A 15917-nucleotide genomic window follows, 5' to 3' on the forward strand; every position below is an offset into this window, starting at 1 on the left:
AGATTTCCCATAGCGTAAGCTAGTAAGATCCCTGAAAGATGATCAGGTTGATAGGTTCGAGGTGGAAGCATGGTGACATGTGGAGCTGACGAATACTAATAGATCGAGGACTTAACCATATAATATGTAGCAATGTTATCTAGTTTTGAAGGAATATGCCTTCAATAGTTTGGTGATGATGGCAGAGAGGTCACACCCGTTCCCATACCGAACACGGAAGTTAAGCTCTCTAGCGCCGATGGTAGTTGGGACCTTGTCCCTGTGAGAGTAGGACGTCGCCAAGCAAGAACCTAAGTCATTTCGACTTAGGTTTTTTTGTGTTTATTTTTATTTACCGAATGCTATAATCCATAAATTTAATAAAGCTAAAGACGAAAAAGAATGAAATAGCCACTAAAGTAATACTTAAAATAGGACACATTATTTCTATCATAAGTATATATTTTAAATAATGAGATGCTATAAATAAGTATTTAATAATTACAGAAATTACTGCAATAGAGAAAAATAAATAGGATAATAGCATAGTTCTTTCTTTAACAGTTATCCTCCTTAGAAATTAAATCGTTATAATAATACAAGAGTGTATATATTTTGATTTAAAACATACTGAAGTGCCATTTAAAAGATTATACGTAAAATAGATGTCTAGAAATATATATTCTAATTCCCTTTTCTTCTTGCATATAGTTGCAATTCTTCTTTTGAATATAACTAAAACACGAACGTTATTGACTACTAATAAAAAAACATTCGATTATTTATTGACATTGTTTATGAAATATTGTTAATATAACCATAGAAACAATAATATAAGACCTCATATAATCGCGGGGATATGGCCTGCAAGTCTCTACCTAACGACCGTTATTCGTTAGACTATGAGGGAAAGTCACTCGGTATTTTTCTATTCACAAGGGATACGTATGCCTGAGTAGAGCGCTTTCTCTCATAGTAAAAGAGAAACTGTTCTATTTCAGGCTTTTTTTATTTGAATCGGGGGGATTCTAATATGAAATCACTAGTTGGAGTCATAATGGGAAGTACGTCAGACTGGGAAACAATGAAATATGCTTGTGACATTTTAGATGAATTAAATATACCGTATGAGAAAAAAGTTGTATCCGCTCATCGGACTCCGGATTATATGTTTGAATATGCAGAGACGGCTCGTGAACGTGGATTGAAAGTTATTATTGCTGGAGCTGGTGGAGCAGCACATTTACCAGGAATGGTTGCAGCGAAGACAAATCTTCCTGTAATTGGAGTTCCAGTTCAATCAAAAGCATTAAACGGCTTAGATTCATTATTATCCATCGTCCAAATGCCAGGAGGTGTTCCAGTTGCAACTGTTGCAATTGGTAAAGCCGGTTCAACGAATGCTGGATTACTTGCCGCACAAATACTTGGATCATTCCATGATGACATACATGATGCATTAGAATTGAGACGAGAAGCGATTGAAAAAGATGTGCGTGAAGGTAGTGAGCTAGTATGACGAGGATCATTTTACCTGGAAAAACAATCGGCATTATTGGAGGCGGCCAGCTAGGAAGAATGATGGCATTGGCAGCTAAGGAGATGGGATATAAAATTGCTGTTTTAGATCCTACAAAGCATTCGCCATGTGCACAAGTTGCTGATATTGAAATTGTTGCACCATATGATGATTTAAAAGCAATTCAGCATTTAGCAGAGATAAGTGATGTTGTCACATATGAATTTGAGAATATTGATTATAGATGTTTACAATGGCTTGAAAAACATGCGTACTTACCACAAGGTAGTCAGTTGTTAAATACAACGCAAAATCGTTTTACAGAAAAGAATGCGATTGAGAAGGCTGGGTTACCAGTAGCAACGTATAGACTAGTTCAAAATCAAGATCAGCTTACAGAAGCAATTGCTGAGTTATCATTCCCTTCCGTCTTAAAAACGACGACAGGTGGATATGATGGGAAAGGGCAAGTTGTTTTAAGAAGAGAAGCTGATGTTGAGGCAGCAAGAAATCTTGTGGATAAAGCAGAATGTATTTTAGAGAAATGGGTGCCTTTTGAAAAAGAAGTATCAGTTATTGTGATTCGTAGTGTAAGTGGTGAAACAAAAGTGTTTCCAGTAGCAGAAAATATTCATGTAAATAACATTTTACATGAATCTATCGTTCCAGCTCGCATTACAGAAGAGCTTTCTCAAAAAGCAATTGCTTATGCAAAGGTACTTGCGGATGAATTAGAACTTGTGGGAACACTAGCTGTAGAGATGTTTGCTACAGATAATGGTGAGATTTATATTAATGAATTAGCGCCACGACCTCACAATTCAGGACACTATACACAGGATGCATGTGAGACGAGTCAATTTGGTCAACATATTCGAGCAATCTGTAATTTACCTCTAGGAGAAACAAATTTGTTAAAACCAGTTGTCATGGTAAACATTTTAGGCGAACATATAGAAGGGGTCCTAAGACAAGTGAATAGATTAACCGGGTGCTATTTACACTTGTATGGAAAAGAAGAAGCAAAAGCACAGCGAAAAATGGGGCATGTTAATATTTTAAATGATAATATTGAAGTCGCTCTAGAAAAAGCGAAGAGTTTGCATATTTGGGACCATCAAGAACAACTGTTGGAGGGAAAAAGATGATTAGTCGTTATACACGCCCTGAAATGGGTGCGATTTGGACGGAAGAGAACAAATTTAAAGCGTGGTTAGAAGTTGAGATTTTAGCTTGTGAAGCATGGGCTGAGCTTGGCGATATTCCAAAAGAAGATGTTAAAAAAATTCGTGAACATGCATCATTTGATATTGATCGTATTTATGAAATTGAAAAAGAAACACGTCATGACGTAGTTGCATTCACTCGTGCTGTATCAGAAACGCCAGCATTAGGCGAAGAACGTAAATGGGTTCATTACGGTTTAACATCTACAGACGTAGTAGATACAGCATTATCTTACATCTTAAAACAAGCGAATGAAATTATATTAAAAGACTTAGAGAACTTTGTAAGCATTTTAGCTAACAAAGCGAAAGAGCATAAATACACAATCATGATGGGAAGAACACATGGTGTTCATGCAGAACCAACGACATTTGGTTTAAAACTTGGTCTTTGGTATGAAGAAATGAAACGTAACGTAGAGCGTTTCAAACAAGCTGCTGATACAGTTCGTGTTGGTAAACTATCTGGTGCGGTTGGTACATATGCAAATATCGATCCATTCGTAGAAAAATATGTTTGTGAAAATTTAGGATTAGAAGCAGCACCAATTTCAACACAAACATTGCAACGTGATCGTCATGCACACTACATGTCAACACTTGCACTAATTGCAACATCTATCGAAAAGATGGCAGTTGAGATTCGTGGTTTACAAAAGAGTGAAACACGTGAAGTTGAAGAAGCTTTCGCAAAAGGTCAAAAAGGTTCTTCTGCAATGCCACATAAACGTAATCCAATTGGTTCTGAAAATATGACTGGTTTAGCTCGTGTTATCCGCGGTTATATGATGACAGCTTACGAAAATGTTCCATTATGGCATGAGCGTGACATTTCTCACTCTTCGGCAGAACGCGTAATTTTACCAGATGCTACAATCGCATTAAATTACATGTTAAATCGCTTTGGTAATATCGTTAAAAACTTAACTGTATACCCAGAGAATATGAAACGCAATATGACAAGAACATACGGCTTAATTTATTCTCAGCGCGTAATGCTTACACTAATTGACAAAGGTATGGTACGTGAAGAAGCTTATGATATCGTACAGCCTAAAGCGATGGAAGCTTGGGAAACACAAGTACAATTTAAAGAGCTTGTAGAAGCTGATGAGCGTATTACAAGCAAGTTAACACAAGAAGAAATTAATGAATGCTTCAACTATGAGCATCATATGCAACACGTTGATACAATCTTTGAACGCCTTGGATTAAACGAAGCGTAAAATTTCATATGGCACAGAATAGAGTCATTCTGTGCCATTCTTTATAAAAACATTATTCACATTTTTCAAACTACAGGGGGCTTGCGAAATGCAAAAGCTAGAATTGCTGTATGAAGGTAAGGCAAAAAGAATTTATCGTACAGAATCAGCAGATATGGTTTGGGTAGAGTACAAAGATAGTGCGACTGCTTTCAATGGGGAGAAAAAAGAGACGATTACAGGAAAAGGTCGTTTGAACAATGAAATTACAACTTTATTGTTCAGAAAGTTACAAGAAGTGGGAATTAAAACGCATTTTGTTGAGAAGTTATCTGAAACAGAACAACTTGTTAAAAAAGTGAGTATTATTCCTTTAGAAGTTGTCACAAGAAATGTAATTGCAGGAAGTCTTTCAAAACGATTAGGAATGGAAGAGGGAACTGTACTTGCAGAACCAATCGTAGAATTTTACTTCAAAGATGATGATTTAGGAGATCCGCTTGTAACGGAAGATCATATTCGTGTATTAAACGTTGCATCACCAGAGCAAGTAAGTGTATTACGAGATATGGCTCTACAAATCAATCAAGTGTTGATTGATCATTTCGCAAGCTGTCGTGTAAGATTAGTAGATTTCAAATTAGAGTTTGGTGTAACGGAAGAAGGAGAAATCATTTTAGCGGATGAAATTTCACCAGATACTTGCCGTTTATGGGATGAAACGAGCAATGAAAAGTTTGATAAAGACGTATTCCGTCGTGATCTTGGAAATTTAACAGATGCTTATGAAGAGATTTTAAAACGTTTAGGGGGAATTTCACATGTATAAAGTTAAGGTATATGTAACATTAAGAGAGAGCGTATTAGATCCACAAGGAACAGCAGTAAAAGGAGCACTTCATAGTCTTTCATTCACAGAAGTACAAGATGTTCGAATCGGAAAGTACATGGAACTAACAATTGATAAATCTGTATCTGATTTAGATAGCAAGGTAAAGGAAATGTGTGAAAAACTATTAGCGAACGTTGTAATGGAAGACTTCCGTTATGAAGTTGAGGAGGTTGTCGCACAGTGAAATTTGCCGTAATAGTATTTCCGGGTTCGAACTGTGATGTCGATATGTTCCATGCAATTAAAGATGAGCTTGGCGAAGAAGTAGATTACGTTTGGCACGATACAGAGAATTTAGATGAATATGATGCAATTCTACTACCAGGTGGATTTTCTTATGGTGACTACTTACGCTGCGGTGCTATCTCTCGCTTTGCTAATGCAATGAAAGCAGTGCAAAAAGCTGCTGAGCAAGGAAAGCCGATTTTAGGTGTATGTAATGGATTCCAGATTCTTGTTGAATCAGGATTACTACCAGGAGCGTTAATGAGAAACGAAAACTTAAAATTTATGTGTCGCACTGTTCAGTTGCGAGTTGAAAATAATGAAACGATGTTTACATCACAATATGGAAAAAATGAAGTAATTAATATTCCAATTGCGCATGGTGAGGGGAATTACTATTGTGATGAAGCGACTCTTAAACAATTAGAAGAGAACAATCAAATCGCATTCCGTTACGTAGAAAACCCTAACGGTAGCGTTTCAGATATTGCTGGTATTGTAAATGAAAAAGGAAATGTACTTGGTATGATGCCACACCCAGAGCGTGCTGTAGATGAATTACTTGGCGGTGCTGAAGGGTTAAAAGTCTTTCAATCTATCTTAAAACAGTGGAGGGAAACATATGTCGTTAATGCTTGAACCAAATCCAACACAAATTAAAGAAGAGCGTATATATGCGGAAATGGGGCTAACAGACGAAGAGTTTGCCATGGTTGAAAAGATTTTAGGTCGTCTGCCAAATTATACAGAAACAGGGTTATTCTCTGTAATGTGGTCTGAACATTGTAGTTATAAAAATTCGAAACCAGTTCTTCGTAAGTTTCCAACTACAGGTGAGCGCGTTCTGCAAGGACCTGGAGAAGGTGCTGGAATTGTAGATATCGGTGATAATCAAGCAGTTGTATTTAAAATGGAAAGTCATAACCATCCTTCAGCTATTGAACCATATCAAGGAGCTGCAACAGGTGTTGGTGGTATTATTCGTGACGTATTCTCTATGGGAGCACGTCCGGTAGCTCTATTAAACTCACTTCGTTTCGGTGAATTACAGTCACCACGTGTGAAATATTTATTCGAAGAAGTAGTAGCAGGAATTGCAGGATACGGTAACTGCATCGGTATTCCGACTGTTGGCGGCGAAGTACAATTTGATCCATGTTATGAAGGAAATCCACTTGTAAATGCAATGTGCGTAGGTTTGATTAACCACGAAGACATTAAAAAAGGGCAAGCGCACGGTGCTGGTAACACAGTAATGTACGTAGGAGCATCAACTGGTCGTGACGGTATTCACGGTGCAACATTCGCGTCGGAAGAACTATCTGAAAGCTCAGAAGCGAAACGTCCAGCGGTTCAAGTAGGGGATCCATTTATGGAAAAACTTCTTATTGAAGCGTGTTTAGAATTAATTCAATCTGATGCACTTGTTGGAATTCAAGATATGGGTGCGGCTGGTTTAACATCATCATCTGCAGAAATGGCAAGTAAAGCAGGAATGGGTATTGAAATGTACTTAGATGATGTACCACAGCGTGAAACAGGAATGACACCATATGAAATGATGCTATCTGAATCACAAGAGCGTATGTTAATTGTCGTGAAAAAAGGTAGAGAACAAGAAATAGTAGATTTATTTGAGAAGTATGGTCTTGCAGCGGTTACGATGGGGAAAGTAACAGAAGATAAAATGCTTCGTTTATTCCATAAAGGTGAAAAGGTAGCTGAAGTTCCAGCAGATGCTTTAGCAGAAGAAGCACCAATTTATCATAAGCCATCAAAAGAAGCAGCATACTTTGCTGAATTCCAAGCAATGAAAATGGAAACGCCAAAAGTAGAAAATTATAAAGACGCGTTATTTGCTTTATTACAGCAACCAACAATTGCAAGTAAAGAGTGGGTATACGATCAATACGATTACCAGGTTCGCACAAGCACAGTTGTTACGCCAGGTTCAGATGCTGCAGTTGTACGTGTACGCGGTACAGAAAAAGGATTAGCAATGACGACAGATTGTAACTCTCGCTACATTTATCTAGACCCAGAGATGGGCGGTAAAATTGCAGTAGCAGAGGCAGCGCGTAATATCGTATGTTCTGGCGGAGAGCCACTTGCAATTACAGATTGCTTAAACTTCGGTAACCCAGAAAAACCAGAAATCTTCTGGCAGATTGAGAAATCAGTAGACGGTATGAGTGAAGCTTGTCGCACATTACAAACACCAGTTATCGGCGGAAACGTATCGATGTATAACGAGCGTAGTGGTGAAGCTGTATATCCAACACCAACTGTTGGGATGGTGGGACTTGTGCATGACTTAAAACATGTAACAACACAAGAGTTTAAGCAAGCTGGTGATTTAGTGTATGTAATTGGTGAGACGAAAGCTGAGTTTGGCGGAAGTGAATTACAGAAAATGATTCACGGCAAAATTTTCGGTCAATCACCAAGTATCGATTTAGATGTAGAATTAAAACGCCAAAAACAAGTATTAGAAGCAATTCAGGCTGGTCTTGTTCAATCTGCACATGATGTTGCTGAAGGTGGTTTAGCAGTTGCGATTTCAGAAAGTGCAATTGGTGCTAAAGGCTTAGGTGCTACTGTGAAATTAGATGGAGAAGCAACAGCAGCATTATTCGCTGAATCACAGTCTCGCTTCGTGATAACTGTAAAACGTGAAAATAAAGAGGCGTTTGAGAAAGCAGTAGAAGCAATCCAAGTTGGAGAAGTAACAAGTACAAATGAAGTAACAATTCATAATGAAGAAAATGAAGTATTACTTACAGCAAATGTAGATGAAATGAGAAAGGCTTGGAAAGGGGCAATCCCATGCTTGCTGAAATAAAGGGGTTAAACGAAGAATGTGGCGTTTTCGGAATTTGGGGGCATGAAAATGCAGCACAAGTTTCATACTACGGATTGCACAGTTTACAGCACCGTGGGCAAGAAGGCGCAGGCATTGTCGTAAATAATGGGGAAAAAATCGTCGGTCACAAGGGGTTAGGTTTAATATCAGAAGTGTTTTCAAGAGGTGAGCTAGAAGGATTAAATGGAAAATCAGCAATCGGACATGTACGATATGCAACAGCTGGTGGAAGTGAAGTTGCTAACGTTCAACCATTGTTGTTCCGTTTTTCTGATCATAGTATGGCGTTAGCTCATAACGGAAATTTAATTAACGCAAAAATGCTTCGTCGTGAATTAGAAGCAGAGGGCAGTATTTTTCAAACTAGTTCAGATACAGAAGTACTTTTACATCTTATTAAACGTAGCACGAAAGATTCTTTAATTGAAAGTGTAAAAGAGGCTTTAAATAAAGTGAAAGGTGCGTTTGCGTATCTTTTACTAACTGGAAATGAAATGATCGTTGCATTAGATCCGAATGGGTTCCGTCCGCTTTCAATTGGAAAGATGGGGGATGCTTACGTTGTAGCATCTGAAACATGTGCTTTTGATGTAGTAGGTGCAACATACATTCGTGATGTAGAACCGGGTGAATTACTTATCATTAATGATGAAGGAATTCACGTAGATCGTTTCACAAACGATGTAGAACATGCAATTTGTAGTATGGAATATATTTACTTTGCAAGACCAGATTCTAATATTGCAGGCGTTAATGTTCATGCAGCACGTAAGAATATGGGGAAACGTTTAGCGGCAGAAGCTCCTATTGAAGCAGATGTTGTTACTGGTGTACCAGACTCTAGTATTTCAGCTGCGATTGGCTATGCGGAGGCGACAGGTATTCCATATGAGTTAGGATTAATTAAAAATCGTTACGTTGGACGTACGTTTATTCAACCTTCTCAAGAACTGCGCGAGCAAGGGGTTAAGATGAAGCTTTCCGCAGTAAGAGGTGTAGTTGAAGGGAAACGAGTTGTTATGATTGATGACTCTATCGTAAGAGGAACGACAAGTAAACGAATTGTTCGTATGCTTCGTGAGGCTGGAGCGACAGAAGTTCACGTAAGAATTGCTTCACCACCTCTGAAATATCCATGTTTCTATGGCATTGATATTCAAACGAGAAAAGAATTAATTGCAGCAAATCATACAGTAGAAGAAATCCGTGAAATGATCGGAGCAGATTCTTTAACATTTTTAAGTGAAGATGGATTAGTAGATGCAATTGGACGTCCATATGAAGGGAAATATGGCGGCCTATGCATGGCTTACTTTAATGGGGACTATCCAACAGCTCTTTATGATTATGAGCAAGAGCTTTTAGAAAGCATGAAATAAGAAAAGTGAGAAAAGCTTCTACTTCTTTTGATGTAGAAGCTAGATCCTTTCTTAAAATAGCCCGCCCTGGATGGGGAGAAATTAAAAGACGAGGTGTAAATAACGATGGCGAATGCATATAAGCAAGCAGGAGTAGATATTGAAGCTGGATATGAAGCGGTATCTCGCATGAAAAAACACGTACAAACAACTATGAGAAAAGAAGTACTAGGCGGTTTAGGCGGTTTTGGAGGTATGTTTGATCTATCAAAATTTGCATTAGAAGAACCTGTATTAGTATCTGGAACAGATGGCGTGGGAACGAAATTGATGCTCGCTTTTATGGCAGATAAACATGACACAATTGGTATTGATGCAGTAGCAATGTGTGTAAATGATATTGTTGTCCAAGGCGCAGAGCCGCTTTTCTTCCTTGATTATATTGCTTGTGGTAAAGCTGAACCTAGTAAAATTGAAAACATCGTCAAAGGTATATCAGAGGGCTGTCGCCAAGCTGGTTGTGCATTAATCGGTGGAGAAACAGCTGAAATGCCAGGAATGTATTCTACGGAAGAATATGATTTAGCTGGTTTTACAGTTGGGATTGTTGATAAAAAGAAAATTGTAACAGGTGAAAAGATTGAAGCTGGTCACGTGCTAATTGGCTTAGCATCTAGCGGTATTCATAGCAATGGTTACTCTTTAGTACGAAAAGTGTTACTAGAAGATGGAGAACTATCTTTAGAGCGTATTTATGGCCGCTTAGAACTACCTCTTGGTGAAGAATTATTAAAACCAACGAAAATTTATGTCAAACCTATTTTAGAACTATTGAAGAAACATGAAGTATACGGTATGGCGCATATTACAGGTGGCGGATTTATTGAAAATATTCCACGCATGTTGCCAGAAGGAATCGGTGCTGAGATTGAACTAGGATCTTGGGAAATTCAGCCGATCTTTAGTTTGCTTCAAGAAGTTGGAAAACTGGAAGAGAAAGAAATGTTCAATATTTTTAACATGGGTATTGGTATGGTAGTAGCAGTGAAGGAAGAAGATGCAAAAGATGTTGTTCGTCTTCTTGAAGAGCAAGGAGAAATGGCTCGTATTATTGGACGTACTATACAAGGAGCTGGCGTTACTTTTAATGGGGGCACAGCACTATGAGTAGATTAGCAGTTTTTGCTTCTGGAAGCGGATCTAACTTTCAATCTCTCGTTAATGCGGTAGAAGAAAAAAGATTGGATGCAGAAATTAGTTTATTAGTATGTGATAAACCAGAAGCACGCGCTGTTGGACGGGCAAATTATCATCATATTCCGTGTTTTGCTTTTTCAGCGAAAGCATATGAGTCAAAAGAAGCGTTTGAAAAAGAGATATTAAAGAAGCTAGAAGAATATGAAATTGATTATGTTATTTTAGCTGGATATATGCGTTTAATCGGGCCGACGTTATTAGAAGCATACGGCGGGAAGATTATTAATATTCATCCATCATTACTACCGAGCTTTCCGGGTAAAGATGCTGTCGGTCAAGCGTTAGAAGCAGGTGTGAAAATAACTGGAGTAACAATTCATTATGTAGATGCAGGTATGGATACAGGGCCAATTATTGCACAAGAAGCAGTGGCTGTTTCTGAAGGGGATACGAGAGAAAGCTTACAAAAGAAAATTCAACAAGTTGAACATAAATTATACGTAAATACAGTGAATCAAATTGTTCAGTCTGTGAAAGAATCAACTGTTAACTAACATACAACCAGGGGTGAAGGATAAATGAAAAAGCGTGCATTAGTAAGTGTTTCAGATAAAACAGGAGTAGTAGAATTTGTTAAAGGATTACTAGAACAAGGGATTGAAGTTATTTCAACAGGTGGTACGAAAAAGTTACTAGAAGAAAACGGCTTACAAGTAATCGGCATTTCTGAAGTAACTGGTTTCCCTGAAATTATGGATGGCCGTGTGAAAACATTACATCCAAATATTCATGGTGGTCTATTAGCAGTTCGTGATAATGAAACACATGTAACACAAATGAATGAGTTAGGTATAGAGCCAATTGACTTTGTTGTTGTTAACTTATACCCATTTAAAGAAACAATCGCTAAGCCTGATGTAACATTTGCTGATGCAATTGAAAATATTGATATCGGTGGCCCAACAATGATTCGCTCTGCTGCGAAAAATCATAAATTCGTATCGGTAATTGTAGATCCAGTAGATTATGATATTGTGTTAGCAGAACTGAAAGAGAACGGTGAAGTAGCAGAGGAAACAAAACGTAAACTAGCAGCGAAAGTATTCCGTCATACAGCAGCGTATGATGCGCTAATTTCTAACTACTTAACAGAGCAAATGGGTGAAGAAAGTCCAGAAACATTAACCGTGACATTTGAGAAAAAGCAAGACTTACGTTATGGCGAGAACCCACATCAAAAAGCAACTTTCTATAAAGCGCCATTCGCAGCAACTTCTTCTGTTGCATACGCAGAACAATTACACGGTAAGGAATTATCGTATAACAATATTAATGATGCAGACGCAGCGCTTAGCATCGTAAAAGAATTTACAGAACCAGCAGTAGTAGCAGTAAAACATATGAATCCATGTGGTGTTGGAGTAGGAACTAATATTCACGAAGCATATACTCGTGCTTATGAAGCAGATCCAGTATCAATCTTCGGCGGTATTATCGCAGCAAATCGTGAAATTGATAAAGCTACAGCAGAAAAGTTACATGAAATTTTCTTAGAAATTGTTATCGCACCTTCGTTCTCACAAGAAGCTTTAGAAGTGTTGCAAAGTAAGAAGAACTTACGTTTATTAACTATAAATATTGAAAAAGCGACAAGTGCAAGCAAAAAACTAACTTCTATACAAGGTGGACTTCTCGTTCAAGAGGAAGATACGTTATCATTAGATGAAAGTACAATTTCAATTCCAACGAAACGTGAACCTTCAGAGCAAGAATGGAAAGATTTAAAACTAGCTTGGAAAGTTGTAAAACATGTGAAATCAAACGCAATTGTTTTAGCGAAAGATGACATGACAATTGGTGTCGGTGCGGGACAGATGAACCGTGTAGGTTCTGCAAAAATCGCAATTACACAAGCTGGTGAAAAAACACAAGGTAGCGCGCTTGCATCTGATGCTTTCTTCCCAATGCCAGATACATTAGAAGAAGCAGCAAAAGCAGGAATTACAGCAATCATTCAACCGGGCGGATCAATCCGTGATGAAGATTCTATTAAAGTGGCAGATACTTATGGGATTGCTATGGTGTTCACTGGCGTACGTCATTTCAAACACTAATAGAGGATGTTTAAAAAGTCCGGTTAAGATAACCTTCGCATGTCGTCGTTGCAATGCCAGTGCGGTACTCATGTAGGAAAGCTACACTCCGTGTCCTCCTGGCAAATGCGCCTAGACCTGCTCGGTTCTCTTAATCCTCCTTTTTAAACCTTTATTGATATGGATGTTTAAAAAGTCCGGTCGAGATAACCTTTTATTGATATGAAAAAGCAAACTAGGAGCATAGCTTCTAGTTTGTACTTATTTAATTATTGGGGGATGAAATATGAATGTTTTAGTAATTGGCCGCGGTGGGCGTGAGCATGCTTTAGCTTGGAAGTTTGCACAATCTGAAAAAGTAGAAAAGGTATATGTAGCACCAGGTAATGAAGGTATGAGAGATGTTGCAACACCAGTTGATATTGATGAAAATGATTTTGATGCATTAGTTTTATTTGCAAAAGAGAATAATGTTGAGTTAACTTTCGTTGGACCAGAAATTCCGCTTATGAATGGAATTGTTGATCGTTTTAAAGAAGAGGGACTTCGCGTATTTGGTCCGAATAAAGCGGCTGCTGTTATTGAAGGTAGTAAAGCTTTTACAAAAGAGCTTATGAAAAAGTATGATATTCCAACTGCGGCGTACGAAACTTTTACAGATTATGAAGAAGCAGTACAGTACATTCAAAAAGTTGGTGCACCAATCGTTATTAAAGCTGACGGCTTAGCTGCGGGTAAAGGTGTAACGGTAGCGATGACGCTTGAAGAGGCATTACAAGCTGTGAAAGAAATGCTGCAAGATGTGAAATTCGGCGCGGCAAGTAAGAAGGTTGTTATTGAAGAGTTTTTAGATGGACAAGAATTTTCATTAATGGCATTCGTGAATGGAACAACTGTACATCCAATGATAATCGCCCAAGATCATAAAAGAGCTTTTGATGGTGATAAAGGTCCAAATACGGGCGGAATGGGTGCATATTCTCCAGTACCACAAATTCCAGAATCAGCAGTTCAAGAAGCGATTCAAACCGTATTGCATCCAACTGCTAAGGCGATGATTGCAGAAAACCGTTCGTTTACAGGTATTTTATACGCAGGTCTTATTTTAACAAATGATGGTCCGAAGGTAATTGAATTTAATGCACGCTTCGGTGATCCTGAAACAGAAGTTGTATTACCTCGATTAGAAAACGATTTAGTTGATGTATGTAACGCTGTATTAGATGAAAGTGAACTAATGTTACAATGGTCAGAAGAAGCGGTAATCGGTGTTGTACTTGCTTCTAAAGGATATCCAGAAGCATATAAAAAAGGTGATATTATTAGCGGACTAGATGCACTGCAAAATGTGATTGTTTTCCATGCAGGTACAGCAATGAAACATGGGGACTTTGTAACGAACGGTGGCCGTGTATTATTTGTTGCTTGTAAGGCAAATAGTTTACAAGAAGCAAAAGATAAAGTATATAAAGAAATCGGTAAAATTGAGAGTGATGGTCTATTTTATCGAAGTGACATAGGATATCGTGCAATTGGGCATGAGATGACGAAAAGTTAATATGTAAAAATCCCGCTGAGGAATCAGCGGGATTTTTTATGCATCTTTATCTTTTTTTAATTTCCCTTTTTGCTTTGCCATTTCTCGAAGTAAATACTCGATGTGTGCATTGACGCTACGAAATTCATCATTTGCCCATTTTTCGATGACTGCGTGTAATTCAGGATCAATACGTAATGGAAAGCTTTTCTTTTTAGCCATAATTACTTATAGCCCTTAGTATAGGCTTCCTGTATTAATAACTGGCTGCGCACCTTTATCTGAAACGATGGCAACTAATAAGTTGTTTACCATATTTGCTTTACGCTCGTCATCGAGTTCTAGTACGCCTTCTTCATCTAACATATGGATGGAATCTTTCGCCATCTTCACAGCACCTTCAACAATTTCTTTTCTAGCAGCTAATACTGCTTTTGCTTGCTGGCGTTGTAGCATTGCATGGGCAATTTCTGTTGCGTAAGCTAAGTGCGTTAAACGAGTTTCTAATACTTCTACACCAGCAATTTCAAGACGCGCCTCTAACTCACGTTTTAATTCCTCAGAGATTTCTTCAGTATTTCCGCGTAACGTAACGCAGGTTTCATCTTGGAAATTGTCATAAGGATATTTTGTTGCAACATGGCGAATTGCCGTTTCGCTTTGAATTTCTACAAATCGATCATAATGTTCAACACCAAACATTGCTTTTGCAGAATCAACAACTTTATATACGATAACAGCTGCAATTTCAATTGGATTTCCATCAACGTCATTTACTTTTAATTTTTTACTGTTAAAGTTTTCAACACGTAAAGATACAGTTTGACGGAATGCGAACGGAATCGTTAAAAATAAACCGTTTTGACGAATTGTTCCTAAATAATTACCGAAGAACGTAATAACCTTCGCTTGATTCGGTTGAACAATACCGATACCTGTAGCGAGAACTGCGGCTAATATAATAGTTAGTGCCGCTCCTATGAAAATTTCTTGTGCAAGGAAAAATACACCGATAGCAGCTAAAATCAAAATTCCAATAATACCGAGAAAACCATTTACATAAAATACTTGTTTTTCTTTCATATGATCGCCTCCTGATATAAAAATGATATCACTTTTATATCATTTTAAGCAAGAGGTATGCATCTAATTTTCTGAATTTTATTGGTTGATATCTTTTATATACATTTTAAGGTTCAAAAAGAGAATGTACGTTCTGTTTTGTGGTAAAATAAAGAAGACTTAACCGCCCACTGCAGCAGCTAAGTCCCTTTGAGAGCATCTTGCATCGTGACAAATGATTCAAAGCGGTTTTGCCAGGATTATATCTTCAATCGCTGACTCAATCTCTTTGTCAGAAGCGTCATAACTTCCTTTTGACTCTGGCTTGTCATGAGTGGAAGTTTGATTCACTTCTTCTTTAGCATGTCCTTTTTCAGCAAAATTCATGCTAGGCATTTTAAATGCCCCCATATTCATGTATTTTCCGAATTTCCACATTTCAACAACAGGGCAGAAACGAACAATTCCTTCTGCAACTTTCATTGCACCAATCCATAGAAAAATGTTAGACCAAGTGCACCACGGCTTGCGTACAAGTTTAGTTGCACTACATCCGAAGAGGACGAGACCAAGTGTAATTCGAATTAGAGCGTTTATTGTCCCGATATTTTGCTTCATTAGAAAAACACTCCTTTTTATGAAAGTTGAAATAGATAATACTATTTCTTTTATTAGTATCCCGTTTGATTTTTGGGATATGTAATCCAACATTTGACGTGGAAAAAGATGTTGGAATGTGCGTGTGTGTAAGTAACTTTTTT

General features: G+C 37.8%; 15 protein-coding genes, 2 rRNA genes, 1 pseudogene and 1 riboswitch. Of the genes and pseudogenes, 14 read left to right on the top strand and 4 right to left on the bottom strand.

What is annotated here, in order from left to right; translation table 11 throughout:
• Together EBQ15_RS22205 and rrf are read left to right on the top strand one after the other, a co-directional pair.
• A 23S ribosomal RNA gene (locus EBQ15_RS22205) occupies window positions 1-119 on the top strand; the annotation flags it as partial.
• A gap of 49 nt (window positions 120-168) precedes the next feature.
• Window positions 169-284, top strand: a 5S ribosomal RNA gene (gene rrf, locus EBQ15_RS22210).
• Between the two features lie 43 nt (window positions 285-327).
• Here the strand turns inward: rrf and EBQ15_RS31695 are convergent.
• A pseudogene (locus EBQ15_RS31695) lies at window positions 328-526 on the bottom strand (hypothetical protein).
• Window positions 527-800: 274 nt separating this feature from the next.
• Window positions 801-902: riboswitch (purine riboswitch) on the top strand.
• A gap of 110 nt (window positions 903-1012) precedes the next feature.
• On the opposite strand from EBQ15_RS31695, the gene purE reads away from it, so the two are divergent.
• The 12 genes from purE (at window position 1013) to purD (ending at window position 14115) form a co-directional block, all read left to right on the top strand.
• Entirely contained in the window at window positions 1013-1498 is a 486-nt protein-coding gene (gene purE / locus EBQ15_RS22220) for a 5-(carboxyamino)imidazole ribonucleotide mutase (protein WP_000839367.1), read from the top strand.
• Window positions 1495-2646: a 5-(carboxyamino)imidazole ribonucleotide synthase gene (gene purK, locus EBQ15_RS22225; protein WP_000196769.1), complete on the top strand. Its 1152-nt coding sequence runs from the start codon at window positions 1495-1497 to the stop codon at window positions 2644-2646. Before purE ends, purK begins: the two co-directional genes overlap by 4 nt.
• The gene (purB, locus tag EBQ15_RS22230; RefSeq protein ID WP_000625682.1) at window positions 2643-3950 is read left to right on the top strand and encodes an adenylosuccinate lyase; all 1308 of its coding nucleotides are present in this window, start codon (window positions 2643-2645) and stop codon (window positions 3948-3950) included. The genes purK and purB overlap by 4 nt, the downstream gene beginning before the upstream one ends.
• A gap of 88 nt (window positions 3951-4038) precedes the next feature.
• Window positions 4039-4758: a phosphoribosylaminoimidazolesuccinocarboxamide synthase gene (gene purC, locus EBQ15_RS22235; RefSeq protein WP_001170544.1), complete on the top strand. Its 720-nt coding sequence runs from the start codon at window positions 4039-4041 to the stop codon at window positions 4756-4758.
• Window positions 4751-5005: a phosphoribosylformylglycinamidine synthase subunit PurS gene (gene purS, locus EBQ15_RS22240; protein ID WP_000278823.1), complete on the top strand. Its 255-nt coding sequence runs from the start codon at window positions 4751-4753 to the stop codon at window positions 5003-5005. Before purC ends, purS begins: the two co-directional genes overlap by 8 nt.
• Complete coding sequence (gene purQ / locus EBQ15_RS22245; protein ID WP_000666790.1) at window positions 5002-5685, top strand: phosphoribosylformylglycinamidine synthase subunit PurQ; 684 nt, start codon at window positions 5002-5004, stop codon at window positions 5683-5685. The genes purS and purQ overlap by 4 nt, the downstream gene beginning before the upstream one ends.
• Window positions 5669-7888, top strand: a complete 2220-nt coding sequence (gene purL, locus EBQ15_RS22250) for a phosphoribosylformylglycinamidine synthase II (protein ID WP_000055558.1) — start codon at window positions 5669-5671, stop codon at window positions 7886-7888. The genes purQ and purL overlap by 17 nt, the downstream gene beginning before the upstream one ends.
• Window positions 7873-9288 (top strand): amidophosphoribosyltransferase, encoded by a 1416-nt coding sequence (purF, locus tag EBQ15_RS22255; protein ID WP_000879025.1) that lies wholly within the window; start codon window positions 7873-7875, stop codon window positions 9286-9288. The genes purL and purF overlap by 16 nt, the downstream gene beginning before the upstream one ends.
• Window positions 9289-9393: 105 nt before the next feature.
• A complete protein-coding gene (gene purM / locus EBQ15_RS22260) occupies window positions 9394-10434 on the top strand; it encodes a phosphoribosylformylglycinamidine cyclo-ligase (protein ID WP_001262439.1) in 1041 nt (346 codons plus the stop codon).
• Entirely contained in the window at window positions 10431-11018 is a 588-nt protein-coding gene (purN, locus tag EBQ15_RS22265) for a phosphoribosylglycinamide formyltransferase (RefSeq protein ID WP_000088588.1), read from the top strand. The genes purM and purN overlap by 4 nt, the downstream gene beginning before the upstream one ends.
• Before the next feature lie 24 nt (window positions 11019-11042).
• On the top strand, window positions 11043-12578 hold the full coding sequence (gene purH / locus EBQ15_RS22270; protein ID WP_000745433.1) for a bifunctional phosphoribosylaminoimidazolecarboxamide formyltransferase/IMP cyclohydrolase: 1536 nt from the start codon (window positions 11043-11045) through the stop codon (window positions 12576-12578).
• Between the two features lie 265 nt (window positions 12579-12843).
• Window positions 12844-14115: a phosphoribosylamine--glycine ligase gene (gene purD, locus EBQ15_RS22275; RefSeq protein ID WP_001101973.1), complete on the top strand. Its 1272-nt coding sequence runs from the start codon at window positions 12844-12846 to the stop codon at window positions 14113-14115.
• 36 nt (window positions 14116-14151) lie between these two features.
• On the opposite strand, the gene EBQ15_RS22280 is transcribed toward purD, so the two are convergent.
• The 3 genes from EBQ15_RS22280 to EBQ15_RS22290 form a co-directional block, all read right to left on the bottom strand.
• Window positions 14152-14316: a type II toxin-antitoxin system antitoxin gene (locus tag EBQ15_RS22280; protein WP_001085171.1), complete on the bottom strand. Its 165-nt coding sequence runs from the start codon at window positions 14314-14316 to the stop codon at window positions 14152-14154.
• Between the two features lie 15 nt (window positions 14317-14331).
• Window positions 14332-15177: an SPFH domain-containing protein gene (locus tag EBQ15_RS22285; protein ID WP_000660669.1), complete on the bottom strand. Its 846-nt coding sequence runs from the start codon at window positions 15175-15177 to the stop codon at window positions 14332-14334.
• Window positions 15178-15396: 219 nt separating this feature from the next.
• On the bottom strand, window positions 15397-15774 hold the full coding sequence (locus tag EBQ15_RS22290) for a YgaP family membrane protein (RefSeq protein WP_000812345.1): 378 nt from the start codon (window positions 15772-15774) through the stop codon (window positions 15397-15399).
• Between the last annotated feature and the right edge of the window lie 143 nt (window positions 15775-15917).

The organism is Bacillus sp. 2D03 (genome assembly GCF_003946765.1).
GTDB classification, from domain to species: Bacteria; Bacillota; Bacilli; order Bacillales; family Bacillaceae_G; genus Bacillus_A; species Bacillus_A cereus.

Coding starts and splice junctions, on each gene's coding strand:
- purN (WP_000088588.1), top strand. CDS start 10,431: ATGAGTAGATTAGCAGTTTTTGCTTCTGGAAGCGGATCTAACTTTCAA.
- EBQ15_RS22280 (WP_001085171.1), bottom strand. CDS start 14,316: ATGGCTAAAAAGAAAAGCTTTCCATTACGTATTGATCCTGAATTACAC.
- purD (WP_001101973.1), top strand. CDS start 12,844: ATGAATGTTTTAGTAATTGGCCGCGGTGGGCGTGAGCATGCTTTAGCT.
- purK (WP_000196769.1), top strand. CDS start 1,495: ATGACGAGGATCATTTTACCTGGAAAAACAATCGGCATTATTGGAGGC.
- purM (WP_001262439.1), top strand. CDS start 9,394: ATGGCGAATGCATATAAGCAAGCAGGAGTAGATATTGAAGCTGGATAT.
- purH (WP_000745433.1), top strand. CDS start 11,043: ATGAAAAAGCGTGCATTAGTAAGTGTTTCAGATAAAACAGGAGTAGTA.
- purL (WP_000055558.1), top strand. CDS start 5,669: ATGTCGTTAATGCTTGAACCAAATCCAACACAAATTAAAGAAGAGCGT.
- purC (WP_001170544.1), top strand. CDS start 4,039: ATGCAAAAGCTAGAATTGCTGTATGAAGGTAAGGCAAAAAGAATTTAT.
- purS (WP_000278823.1), top strand. CDS start 4,751: ATGTATAAAGTTAAGGTATATGTAACATTAAGAGAGAGCGTATTAGAT.
- purF (WP_000879025.1), top strand. CDS start 7,873: ATGCTTGCTGAAATAAAGGGGTTAAACGAAGAATGTGGCGTTTTCGGA.
- purB (WP_000625682.1), top strand. CDS start 2,643: ATGATTAGTCGTTATACACGCCCTGAAATGGGTGCGATTTGGACGGAA.
- EBQ15_RS22285 (WP_000660669.1), bottom strand. CDS start 15,177: ATGAAAGAAAAACAAGTATTTTATGTAAATGGTTTTCTCGGTATTATT.
- purE (WP_000839367.1), top strand. CDS start 1,013: ATGAAATCACTAGTTGGAGTCATAATGGGAAGTACGTCAGACTGGGAA.
- EBQ15_RS22290 (WP_000812345.1), bottom strand. CDS start 15,774: ATGAAGCAAAATATCGGGACAATAAACGCTCTAATTCGAATTACACTT.